The organism is Larkinella rosea (genome assembly GCF_003858635.1).
GTDB lineage: Bacteria > Bacteroidota > Bacteroidia > Cytophagales > Spirosomataceae > Larkinella > Larkinella rosea.
The window spans coordinates 970,758-982,429 of sequence record NZ_RQJO01000009.1 but is presented as its reverse complement, the minus strand read 5'-3'; the positions used below and the strand labels follow the sequence as shown (position 1 = coordinate 982,429).

Below are 11,672 nucleotides of genomic sequence, written 5' to 3'. Positions count from 1 at the left end.
CATTGTTAATTATTAATTAACCTATTCCGCATAGAGACTTAAATTGTTGATGACCGAATCAGGCTTCACGAATTTGTAGTGTATTTTTTCGTTCTCCTTCACCTGACGCAAGCCTTCCAGCAGAATCTTGTCATCCGGTTTCAGGCCACTTTTTATGACAAAAATGTGCGGCAGTTCGGCGGCAACGACGACTTCCCGCGACCGGATTTTATCGTCTTTATCCAACACATACACGTATTTCTTCTCCAGCACTTCGAAGGTGGCTTTTTGCGGAATGATCAGGGCGTTTCGGAGCGGTAAAGTCATCTGGATATTACCGGTTTCGCCGTGCCGGAGCAGCCCTTTCGGATTCGGGAACGTGGCCCGGAAAGCAATGTTACCGGTTTCGTTGTTGAAGTCGGCTTCGATGGTCTTTACCACGCCCGGATAATCAAACACCTGCTGGTTAGCCATCAGCAGGTTGACATGATCCATATTTTCCTGTTGCGTGTGGGTTTTATAATTCAGGTATTCCGCTTCCGGGACGTTGAAATACACCCACATCTTGCTGTTGTCGGAGATTGTGGTCAGCAGGTCCCCTTCGTTCAGCAGACTTCCTTCCCGGACGTAGAAGTGATCCATGATGCCCGTAAAGGGCGCCCGGATTTCCGTAAACCCGAGGTGAACTTTCGCAACGGTTACTTCGGCCTGCGCCTTGTCCAGCTTGGCTTTTGCCAGCGCCAGCTCGGCTTTCGAGACGATGTTGCTATCCGCGAGCGACTTGGTATTCTTGTATTCAACTTCCGCAAAATTGGCTTCGGCCTGGGCTTTCTGCAACTCGGCCTGGTACTGGATCGGCAGAATCTGGAACATGATCTGCCCCTGTTTCACCACCTGGCCTTCGTCCACAAAAATCTTCTGCAAATAGCCTTTTTCCAGGGCTCTTAATTCAATGTGCTGAATCGACCGAACCTGACACACGTACTGGTTGGTAACGGTGGTGTCACTTTTTAGGGGGCTCGTAACCATAAACTTGGTTTCCTCCTCCTTTTCTTCCTCGTGGTGTGTACAGCCCGTCGTGTATAACAAGCCACACAAACTTAGGAACGTGAGTACTCTCTTCATCGGATTTTATTTTTTAGCGAAACTGAACTGACAATTGTGAATAGGTTTCGGGCGGAAGCCCACTCGGTTTGGTTTGTTTGGGTTGGCCTGCCACAACAGTGGAATGTTTCCGGCCGGTGGTTTACGGTTTAGGTGACAACTAGTTTGAAAGCGGATGCTGCCCCGAAACCGCCGTACCCGGAGGCAAATTGGGGGGGTGCTCCAATTGATGAATCAGGCTGTCTTTCTGCAGATTAGCCCGCATACAGTCGGAAAGCTGCTGCTGAACCAGGAGGTTGGCCGAGTTGTCCAATTCGTAATCATCCAGGCTTCTGCGGTGGTTTTGTTGGTACAAAAGAAAGCCATTGAACACCAGCGAAAGGGCCAGTGCCAGTCCAAAGCCGTAAAGCAAAATCGAAGGGAAATTCCGGCGATGCATAGCTAGTGTCTGTGTTGCTTTGGCACAAAGCACGCGCCGGCGTATTAAAACCGAATGAAAAGGAAATTAGAAGATATTAGAAAAGTTTAAAACCGCTTTCTCATCTACGGAGCATTGCAACCGCGATTTCAGACAAAACGTCGTAAATTTTACAGAATTCAGCGATTTCTTTCTAAAGAAAACAGGAAGCAGAAAAAAGCAGCAACAAAAAAATTCTATTTATTATACTAATGAGACAAAACATCATGTTTCAATTATTCCGAGATGGCGATTGAATCACCGATTTTTGTAGGCCCATGAATGCCGGAAATGAGAGAAATTAAGAAAAGCTGGGCAGATTAACCGTAACGGAGGTTCCCTGATCGACTTTGGACGCAATCTGGATTGTGCCCTGATGCAAGTCAATGATTTTCTGGGTAATCGCCAGACCAATGCCGTAACCGGGTACCCCTACCACGTTTTTTCCCCGGTACAGTGGATCAAGAATATGGGCGGTATCGGCTTCGGCAATGCCGCGTCCCTGGTCGGTAACGGTTACCGTTATTTGTTCTTCCCTGGCCTGCAATTCCACCGAAACCGCTTCGCTTGAATACTTGCAGGCGTTGTCGAGTACGTTCAAAAACGCCGTTGTCAGCAGAGCCGCGTTCCCCCTCACCGTGAGCGAATCCTCCTCGCTCGTCGTAAACTGAAGCGGCAGACTCCGGCCCGGATAGCGGTGTTGAACCTGCTCGATGGCGGTCAGCAAACAATCATCTACCTGAACAGCCGTCAGCGAAACAGTTCCGTCAGTTACTTTAGCTAAACCCAACAGGCTGTTGGTCAGGGCAATCACTTTTTTCAGCTCTTCAATGGCCACCTCCATACTATCCCGCCAGTCGGCCGGATTCTGGTCGTACCGCAGGGACGTTTCGAGTGTTCCCAGCGTATTGGTGAGCGGAGTACGCAGTTCGTGGGAAGCGTGGGAAACAAAGCTGCGTTGAGAGACAAAGGCATCCTCCAGTCGGAACAACATCTGGTTGAACGTCATGGCCAGTTGGGCGATTTCATCCCGCCGGTTTCCTTCGTGAACGCGTTTGTGCAGATCAACGGCGGTAATTTGCTCCACTTCATCGACAATCTGGGAAATGGGCTTTAATACGCGACCGGAAAAATACCAGCCTGCCAGCACGATCAGCGTAAAACCCAGCAAATTGGCCAGAATCAGGATTTGTTGCAGGGTCGCCAGTTTAGCAAAACCGATCCGGTCGTAACCAGACGCAAAAATATAAAACCGCTGCCCCCGGTTTTCGTACGGAATCACGATGGACTCGAGGTGACCGTTCTGGAATTCGAGCAGCGAATTCGTGGCGAGTTGCGGTATCTTTTCCCGGTAAAATTTCGATTCCTTCAGCGGGCGGTTCGTAAAGACCAGATGATGGCGACTGTCGTAGATGCTAATTTGCTCATCGACAATGGACAACAGGTCGGTGCGGACCATGTTCTTAAAAAAGTCATCGTGCAGGTGACGTCGGGAAATCAGGACGCGGCCAGTGACCCGGGCTTTACTCTCCAATCGGCTATAAAACTCCTCCTGACGGTATAATGAATAGAAATACCAGACCAGCAGCGACAGCGTAACCTGAATGGCCGTCGCCAGCACGGTGAAAATGATCGTCAGGCGGTTTCGAATGAGCATGAACTTGGGTCAAAAAAAAGCCGGTTTTCGGCTCCGGTCCGTATCCGGTTTTCCGAACAAAAAAGAACACTACCCCTCGCGGAGCACATAGCCCATGCCGACAATGGTATGCAATAACCTGGGCGTAAACCCCTTGTCAATTTTCTTACGCAAATAACTGATATACACGTCGATAACGTTTGTATTGCTATCGAAGTTCAGGTTCCAGACCCGTTCGCTGATGTCCACCCGCGAAATGGTTTTGCCTTTATTGAGCATGAGGTATTCCATGAGGGCGTATTCGCGCGTGGTCAGTTCAATGCGTTTGCCCGCCCGCGTCACGGTTTGGGTGTCGAGGTTCAGCTCTAGATCGGCCAACCGTAAAATCTGCTTGGATTTTGAGCTATTTCGACGGGTCAATGCCCGAACGCGCAGTAATAACTCCTGAAATTCAAACGGTTTAGCCAGGTAATCGTCGGCCCCGGCGTTGAAACCATCCGACTTGTCGGCCAGACTATCCAGCGCGGTCAGCATCAGAACCGGCACGGTTTCATTTTCCGACCGGATCAGCCGGCACAACTCGATGCCGTTGATGTGCGGCATGTTGACATCCAGAATGATCATATCATAAACATCCTTCTGAAACAGCATCAGCCCAATCTGTCCGTCGTAGGCAACTTCGACTTCGTAGCCCTCGGCCAGCATGCCCTTGCGGATAAAGGAGGACAACCGCTCTTCGTCTTCAACCAAAAGGATTTTCATGAAAAGAATTACGTGAGACGCTTTTACCAAACTTTTGTTAGAATTCCACCGCTTATCCGTCCGCGTTTGCCGGGATGTAACGGAGAGCCAAAACAAAATAGATGAAGAGATGGGCTAGAGACTCGTCTTTTTCGCTTTGGTTCTAAACCATATCGATTTCACCAACGAAGACGCTGCAAAGATACGCATTGTGCCGACACCGCACGCGAATAGTTTAGTCAGGAGAAACCCGGACTCTTTTTAACTATTTTCGGGTTGGCAGGTTAATAGACTGGACTATCCCCGACCGATCGATGAAAACCGCTGGCTATTTACTGGCTCTTCTGCTTCTGGCAGCTTGCAAAAACGACCAATCGCCCAAATTACTGAAAGAAGTCGAAGTACGAAAAGACGGCCCGGATGCGTTGGTTGTTTCGGTTGCGCTGGTAGATGGAGAAGGTAACCCGACTAGCGCCACTGGGTTGCTACTGATTGAGATTCAGGGCATTTCCAGCCAGGATACGGTTTTCACGGTATCAGAAATGGATACTGCTTTAACCGAAGCCAGTTTTCGCCAGCTTACATTTGGGCAGGGCTCTTTGAAGAAAAAGATGCTCGGTTTCGAAACCGCCCGCATTCCTTACAAAACCTCGGATCAAATGAAGGACTACCGGAAAACCAGCCAAAAGGGGCTTATGCTGGTTTCCTTCAAACCGGAAGGTGGTACTGTACTTCAACAAACGGTAACGTACGAAAAGTAACGGCTCTAAGTAAATTCTAAGTTGATATTCAGGTTGATTTAAGAAGTGAAGGGCAATTTTGGGTCGTAAAACAACCTGAAATAACCATGACACTGCCATTTCAACACTCGCTTCAGACCCGGCCAGCCCGGTTTGCCAGCTATTACAATCAATACGGAAAACCATCGCAAAAGAAACCGCAACCCAACCGCCCCGACTGGCTGGTGGTCCTCACCTTTGTAATGATTGCCCTGACGATTCTATTTAGCTAATTGTTTTTGGTTCGATTTCCGGCCAGCCTGTTGCAGGATTTCCCGCCCGAAACCGGAATTTTGCCAGGTTGGCGACAGCGTTTGGTACAACTCCAAATAATCCGCTTTGCTGAGGTAATCTCCTAAGGTGCAGAGAGTTGGCAAAGCCGCACCAACCGCTGTGGTTCGGTGCCGCCTGACGTAAGACTTTAGTAAATCGATGCGGTTGACGGTCATTTCGTCGATTAGTTTCTTCAGTTGACCGGCGTTGGCCGTGTCCTTTTTGGCCACCAGGGATTCATACACCTGTTTGATTCGAAACCGCTGATATCCAATTTGCTGGTCTTCTTTCCACCACTCTTTCCAAAGCCGGTCGATGTCCGATCCACGGACAACCACACTGTCATAGACCGGTTTTGTTCCTTCGACCTCCACTGTCCGGTTATCTAAAAGGATATCCGCCAGTTTCATACTTACGCTGCCTTTTCCAGCGTACAGATAAGTATGCGCTGTTTCGGGCATGTAGCCGTTCAACACAAACCGTTCCTGCTGAACCACCGCAGAATCGATGATTTTGCGTTTACCGCCGTCGATCAGATACAGTTTTGTCTGGTCGGGCAGTCCCAGAATATGGCCGTTGACGCGGTAGCCGTTTTGCTGCGCGAAACAGATCCCTGAAATAAACTGAAGAAGCGGGACAAAGACTAACAGGCAGGATTTCATGAGCAGAAGATTAAGGTCTCTACCTGCAAAGACGAATAAAAGCGGTTTTTATTACACGTACCCACGGACTGGTAGTCCGTGGAATCCTTATTATTCCAGAACGTTAATTATGCTTAAGATCGCACGGACTACCAGTCCGTGGGTACTTCTACGCGGCTTCAGCGAGTTCTGCCCGGCCCTGCCGTTTCAGAATCCGGTAATGCGAGTGCAACGCGGAAAGGAACGTGCGGTTTTCCAGGTAAGGCAATTCAAATTCTTTGGCAGTTTGCCGAACAATGTCCGTGATGGCCGGATAATGAATATGGCAAACTTTCGGAAACAAATGGTGTTCAATCTGGCGATTTAAACCACCGCAGAAAAAGGCAGCGGTTTTGCTCCGGGGGGCAAAATTAGCGGTCGTGCGCAACTGATGCACCGCCCAAGCCTCCTGAATGCTCAGGCCATTGACCGGAACCGGGAATGACGTGCCCTCCACCAAATGGGCCATCTGGAAAACGATGGCGATGAGCGCGCCTTCTACGAGGTGCATCACGACAAAACCCAGTGCAACCTGCCACCAGGCCAGGTCCAGCACCAGATAGGGCAGCACCAAAAAGCAGAAATAATAAGCGGCTTTGGTGGCAAACAAGGTGATGTATTCGTGTCGGGGATGGCGGGGGTTGGCGTGCTGTCCAATTTTTTTCTGAAAAAACTTCACAAAATCTTTCCGAAATACCCACGAGAGCGACGTCAGGGAATACAGGGGCAAAGCGTACAGATGCTGGTAGCGTTGCCACGGCCGGTATTCCTCCCCATCTTCCAGCCGAATCAGACCCGGGGCCACATCAATGTCTTCGTCGTGGCCAAAAATATTCGTATAGGTATGATGAACAATATTGTGCGAAATCTTCCAGACGTACGGATTGGCTCCAATAAAGTAAAAACTACCGCTCAGTATTTTGTTGAGCCAGTTTCGGGACGAAAACGCCCCGTGCATGGCGTCGTGCGATACATTGAAGCCAATAAAAGCCGCGAAAATGCCCAGCAAAACCGCTAAGCCCAACATGGTCCAGGCGTTGAACAGGTTGGAAATGATCAGGCCAAACAGGAGTGCATAGCCGCCCAAAAAGAAGATGGTTTTGAACCACATCGCGAAGTTGGCATTGGGCGAAATATTGTTTTCCTTGAAATAGGCATCAACTCGGCGACGAGCGGTGGCAAAAAATTGCGACCGACCAGCATTGTTAAATTTTACGGGTGTTTGCATCAAATAAAATCAGTTGACGAGCCGACCGGTTTCCTGAAACTCTCTTCGGATTGGGCAGATAGTCCCTTCGGCCAAAGATGATGCCAATGGTATAAAAGTACTCAGGCGGGGTTTATCTGAAAAACCAGCGAACATCATTAATAACTATATTTTCGAATCAATGTTGGGGTTTCAATGAAGTGTGTCAGGCCGAACAAGACTGTTTTTGAACGTTTACAACGTGGAAATTTACCACCCAATTTTAAATATTCAATAAGTGCATGGATTAATTTATACAAACGGTCGACGCATTATTTAGCTAATCAGCAGGGAAACAGCGGCTTATAAACAGAAATACAAAACTCCGACAAAATGCCGGAGTCTGTACACTACCAACCTATGATGAAAAACACGTGTCTTTCAGTTACATAGAGTAGAAAAGAAGGCCGTTATCACCATTTTTTTAGAATTATTTTTCATAAACCGGTAAAAAATTGCAATATTCCGTCCATTCGGACTGGAAACCGTCCTGCCACTTTACCTTGTCAGTAACTCCCGAAACCACTCCCCGGACTGCTTCACAATCCGTCGCTGCGTCGGGTAATCGACATACACCAGACCGAAGCGGGGCCGGTATCCTTCCGCCCACTCGAAATTATCCATCAACGACCACGCAAAATACCCGCCGACCCGGAAGCCTTCCTGTTTGGCGCGGAGCACCTGACGGAGGTAATTCTGGTAAAATGCCACCCGTTGCGCATCATCGACCCGGCCATTGTGAACGTGATCCGGAAATGCCGAGCCGTTTTCCGTAATGATGATTTCTTTCACGTTTTCGTAAGCCGAAAACTGACGAATGACCTGATAGATGCCTTCCGGATACACTTCCCAATCCATCGCCGTGATTTCGGAAACTTCGCGTTGTCGTGGTTTTACTTCCCGCGCCCAGACGTACGGCGTAAACCAGTCGTGCCGCACCACCAGCCGGAAATAGTTTTGCAGACCAATAAAATCAAAATCAAAAACCGCCCGCTGTAAATCGCCCAGATTGGCGTATTTCGTCAGAATCTGTTTCAACAAAGGCGCTTCCTGAACCGGATAGCCCAGACCGAGACTGGGTTCGATGAACAGCCGGTTTCCCAGTGCATCAATCCGTGCAGCCGCCCGAACATCCCGAATCGATTGGGTGTGTGGCTCGACGGGGGCGCAAAAAAGCGTGGTACCAATCCGGGCATTGGGCACATTCCGACGAATAATCCGCCCCCCCTCGCCCTGGCAAATAACGGCGTGATGCACCGCAGGCAGAAAATTCCACAATCCCCTCCGGCCCGGGGCATGAATTCCGGCAAAATAACCGCCCGCCGTAAAAACCAGCGGTTCATTCAGCACCATCCAGTTTTTTACTTTATGCCCGAACGCTTTGGTGCAGCACTCCACGAATTCGGAAAACCAGCGGATTACGGCCCGGTTGGTCCAGCCACCTTTGGCTTCGAACGCCTGCGGTAAATCCCAGTGGTAGAGCGTGACCCAGGGTTCAATTCCCATTGCCAGACAGGTATCGATGAGCCGGTCGTAAAAAGCCAGCCCCGGCTCGTTGACCCGCCCCGTTCCATCGGGCAGGATTCTGGACCACGACAGAGAAAACCGAAAAGCCCGAAAACCCATGCTTTTCAGCAGAATCAGATCCGATTCGTAACGCTGATAGAATTCGCAGGCTACGTCGCCGTGATCCCGGAAGCGTCTCCAGCGGTTGTCGTGCGTAAAGGTGTCCCAGATGGAAGCTCCGCGTCCGTCGGTTTGGTGAGCTCCTTCGATCTGGTAGGCTGCGGTGGCCGCGCCCCAGACAAAATCGGCTCCGAAATCGTGGCGGGAAAAAGGAAGTGATGAAGTCGGCAACAGCGTACAAAGGACAAATTGAACGCGGAAAGTTAGCGCGTTTCCATCAGCAACCCGTAAAGAGGTTTATTATGAAAGTGTTAAGGAAATTCTTAAAAACCGCCCAAAGTCCGCCGATCGGTAATCTGACCGTAAAATTCATGTAATACCTGAAACGTAGCTTCGCTTTCGAAAAACCACTCACTCATTCGCTTATGCGCATTTTGTTTTTGGTACAGGGCGAAGGTCGCGGTCATTTGACGCAGGCACTGTCGTTGGCGCAACTGGTCGAAACCGCCGGACATGAAGTCATTGGCGCCCTGGTTGGCGTCACCCACAACCGCCCGACACCTACTTTTTTCAGCGAACAGTTTCCGGCTCCGATCACGCCTTTACCCAGTCCCGGTCTGGTCTATCACACCCGGACCAACGCACTCCAACCCTCCAAAACCACCTGGAAAGCACTCCTGAATGCGCGCACCTACCGGCGTAGCATCCGCCAGATTCGGGATGTAATCGAATCCCAAAAACCGGATCTGGTGGTCAATTTTTACGAGCTATTGGGCGGTTTGACGTACGGTTTTTACCGGCCATCGGTACCCATGATTTGCGTAGCACATCAATATCTGGCTTTCCACCCGCAGTTTCAATTTCCGGCGGGTCAGTACATGGACCGGCTGCTATTCAAACTGACTTCCCGTTTCACGGCCTGGGGAGCCCGCGAAATGCTGGCCTTGTCGTTCGACCAGCAACCCGACGTTCCGGGCAGTCGTCTGCGGGTAGTGCCCCCCCTTCTGCGCCAGGAAGTGCTTGATCGGAAACCGGCCTCGGGCGACTTTTTTCTGGCCTATACCACCCAGCCGGGTCTGGTTGCTGAGCTCGTTCGGGCGCATCGGCAGCATCCGGCTATCCCGCTTCGTGTGTTTCATTCGGGGACTCAGGCAACGGAAGAACGCATCGACGAAACCCTGACGTACCACGCCATCAACGGCCAGCGGTTTCTGGACGCCATGCAGGGCTGTCGGGCGGTTGTAACGACCGCCGGTTTTGAGTCGGTTTGCGAAGCTTTTTACATGGGTAAACCCGTTCTGATGATTCCGCAGCCCAACCATTTCGAACAGGCCTGCAACGCCCTGGATGGCGAGCGGGCGGGTGTTGGCCTTGGAGCGAACACCTTTGACTTGAACCCTTTACTTGATTTTATTCCCCGCTATTCGACCGAAACCAGCGAGCAGTTCCGGGCCTGGTACGCGCAAGGGTATTATTTGTTTCTGGCGGCTATGAACCGAGCCATTCAATCCAAATCAACCAACTCCAGCCAACACCCCGAGGTTCTCTCAGCAGCCGGAAGCGGCTCCTAAATCGAAGATCTACGATCATCCTAAAACCGCCGACCGGCGCGCTGTTTGGCGGTTTCTTTTGTTAATAAATCGATAAACCTACCAGATCGGATTGTATACTCCCAAAGCAATTGCCAAAGGTCAGGTGGGCCGTAACGAACTGTATGTCAACTTCTTTCAGGGTAGTAAGCTCGACGCGCTGGAATACCGGATTGGCGAGGGGAACTCGAAACTCATGACGTGCGTTGACGAAGCCGACCCCGGTTTGCCCGGCGTGCGGTATCGGTACGACTCTGCCGTACCACCGCTGATGGGTACCAAACCCTCCGCTCCCATCTGGGAAAGCCCGACTCGGGGGCAATCTGCCGGTTGGCGAGCATACCATTGAGGTCCGCGCCCGGGATTGCTACGACCGAACGTTTACCGAAAAAACCGCCTTCCGGGGGTGGAAACCGCAGCTGTTTCCAGCAAATAGTCGCTCCAATGCGCCCGATTTTCCGCTTTTTCTATCCAAAAACTTAACAAAAACTTAACAGTAGTCTTTTGTTTGTGCATTTTTTTTGGTATTTGTTTGTAGATTTTTTCTACTCGTTTTAGCGTCAAAACCAACACACAGTATGAAGGCCAAAAAAAAGGCTCTGGCTACCGATATTTCCAATTCTGTTGAATCAGCATTGGCTGGAATGGGTGAACAGACCAAGAAGATCAAGAAAGTGATCGAACAATCCGCAAAGAAACTCGCGGCCAAGTTAATCAAGGCTTCCAAAAAAGAAGCAAAGGAGAAAGTGAAACAAGGAAAAGAAAAGCCGGCGAAAGCCAAAAAAGGCGCTAAAAAGAAACCTGAAATCGCACTCGCTTAATGCCAACAAGGGCCCGGGAGAATCTCCTTCCGGGCCATTGCTTTGAACGCGCCACTCTAAAAATTTCGCAAAGCGTTCACATTGCCTTCACGCTGAGGTCATTTCCAACTCGGAACTTTACGCAAACATCCTGACCCCGTGCGTGACTCAATCTCTGCGTGAACTTCTCCTCCGACGACTCAATCAGGTATTCTGGTTGGGCTTACTCATGATTCTGGCCGGCTGGGGCGCCTGGCGATTTTCCGGACTGGCGGCACCCGTTTCCTCCGTACTCACGCCATCCCGTACCATCGCCCCCCGAATTCAACAACTCCATCTCCGTTCCCTTTCTTCCCTCGATTCGTCCGTGAGTGTTCTGCGGCTGGCCGTCATGACCGGAGAAGCCGAAACCGTATTGCTGGACCTGAACGAGCAAATCCGGCAACAGACGCAGGAAGTGACGCTGCTATCGTCCTCCGGCCCGGGGATTCGTTCAGCCAAACAGACGGTGAATCAACCGGTTTTGTTAAATCATTGTCTGGTGTTCCGGAAAATGCTGCTCCGGAAAGCGTCGGTTCGCGCGCTTTCCCAACACATCGCCGAATTTCAGTCCCAGGTCCGGCATCTGCAATACCGGGTCGCCGGAAACTAACTCCCTTCCAAAACCGTAAAAAAACAAATCCCGGCAAGCTGTCGGGATTTGTCGATTCTAATCTAAATCATTGAAACAGACCTGCCGGAAGCCATCAGACTGTCTAGAAT

13 protein-coding genes are annotated in these 11,672 nt (G+C 50.5%); 6 read left to right on the top strand and 7 right to left on the bottom strand.

Annotation, left to right across the window (positions count from 1 at the left end; all coding sequences use genetic code 11):
- Nucleotides 1-21: 21 nt before the first annotated feature.
- The 4 genes from EHT25_RS19890 to EHT25_RS19875 form a co-directional block, all read right to left on the bottom strand.
- Nucleotides 22-1,104: an efflux RND transporter periplasmic adaptor subunit gene (locus EHT25_RS19890; RefSeq protein WP_124876868.1), complete on the bottom strand. Its 1,083-nt coding sequence runs from the start codon at nt 1,102-1,104 to the stop codon at nt 22-24.
- A gap of 139 nt (nt 1,105-1,243) precedes the next feature.
- Nucleotides 1,244-1,522 carry a hypothetical protein gene (locus EHT25_RS19885; protein ID WP_124876867.1) on the bottom strand — a complete coding sequence of 93 codons (279 nt, stop codon included), beginning with the start codon at nt 1,520-1,522 and terminating at the stop codon, nt 1,244-1,246.
- A gap of 319 nt (nt 1,523-1,841) precedes the next feature.
- A complete protein-coding gene (locus EHT25_RS19880) occupies nt 1,842-3,197 on the bottom strand; it encodes a HAMP domain-containing sensor histidine kinase (RefSeq protein ID WP_124876866.1) in 1,356 nt (451 codons plus the stop codon).
- Nucleotides 3,198-3,266: 69 nt separating this feature from the next.
- The gene (locus tag EHT25_RS19875; RefSeq protein ID WP_124876865.1) at nt 3,267-3,938 is read right to left on the bottom strand and encodes a response regulator transcription factor; all 672 of its coding nucleotides are present in this window, start codon (nt 3,936-3,938) and stop codon (nt 3,267-3,269) included.
- Nucleotides 3,939-4,231: 293 nt separating this feature from the next.
- Here EHT25_RS19875 and EHT25_RS19870 point away from each other — a divergent pair, with 293 nt between their 5' ends.
- Nucleotides 4,232-4,678 (top strand): hypothetical protein, encoded by a 447-nt coding sequence (locus EHT25_RS19870; RefSeq protein ID WP_124876864.1) that lies wholly within the window; start codon nt 4,232-4,234, stop codon nt 4,676-4,678.
- 86 nt (nt 4,679-4,764) lie between these two features.
- Nucleotides 4,765-4,929 (top strand): hypothetical protein, encoded by a 165-nt coding sequence (locus EHT25_RS32735; RefSeq protein WP_185731420.1) that lies wholly within the window; start codon nt 4,765-4,767, stop codon nt 4,927-4,929.
- On the opposite strand, the gene EHT25_RS19865 is transcribed toward EHT25_RS32735, so the two are convergent.
- From EHT25_RS19865 to EHT25_RS19855, 3 genes are all read right to left on the bottom strand, one after another.
- The gene (locus tag EHT25_RS19865; RefSeq protein ID WP_124876863.1) at nt 4,918-5,631 is read right to left on the bottom strand and encodes a DUF4369 domain-containing protein; all 714 of its coding nucleotides are present in this window, start codon (nt 5,629-5,631) and stop codon (nt 4,918-4,920) included. The genes EHT25_RS32735 and EHT25_RS19865 overlap by 12 nt on opposite strands.
- 148 nt (nt 5,632-5,779) lie before the next feature.
- The gene (locus tag EHT25_RS19860; protein WP_124876862.1) at nt 5,780-6,877 is read right to left on the bottom strand and encodes a fatty acid desaturase family protein; all 1,098 of its coding nucleotides are present in this window, start codon (nt 6,875-6,877) and stop codon (nt 5,780-5,782) included.
- A gap of 516 nt (nt 6,878-7,393) precedes the next feature.
- Nucleotides 7,394-8,752 carry a GH1 family beta-glucosidase gene (locus tag EHT25_RS19855; RefSeq protein WP_310588764.1) on the bottom strand — a complete coding sequence of 453 codons (1,359 nt, stop codon included), beginning with the start codon at nt 8,750-8,752 and terminating at the stop codon, nt 7,394-7,396.
- Between the two features lie 194 nt (nt 8,753-8,946).
- Between EHT25_RS19855 and EHT25_RS19850 the strand changes: the two genes are divergently transcribed.
- The 4 genes from EHT25_RS19850 (at nt 8,947) to EHT25_RS19835 (ending at nt 11,562) form a co-directional block, all read left to right on the top strand.
- On the top strand, nt 8,947-10,092 hold the full coding sequence (locus EHT25_RS19850; RefSeq protein ID WP_124876860.1) for a glycosyltransferase family protein: 1,146 nt from the start codon (nt 8,947-8,949) through the stop codon (nt 10,090-10,092).
- A gap of 85 nt (nt 10,093-10,177) precedes the next feature.
- On the top strand, nt 10,178-10,459 hold the full coding sequence (locus tag EHT25_RS19845; RefSeq protein WP_510186268.1) for a hypothetical protein: 282 nt from the start codon (nt 10,178-10,180) through the stop codon (nt 10,457-10,459).
- A 229-nt stretch (nt 10,460-10,688) separates the two neighbouring features.
- Nucleotides 10,689-10,931 carry a hypothetical protein gene (locus tag EHT25_RS19840; protein WP_124876858.1) on the top strand — a complete coding sequence of 81 codons (243 nt, stop codon included), beginning with the start codon at nt 10,689-10,691 and terminating at the stop codon, nt 10,929-10,931.
- A gap of 142 nt (nt 10,932-11,073) precedes the next feature.
- Nucleotides 11,074-11,562 (top strand): hypothetical protein, encoded by a 489-nt coding sequence (locus tag EHT25_RS19835; protein ID WP_124876857.1) that lies wholly within the window; start codon nt 11,074-11,076, stop codon nt 11,560-11,562.
- The last annotated feature ends 110 nt before the right edge of the window (nt 11,563-11,672 follow it).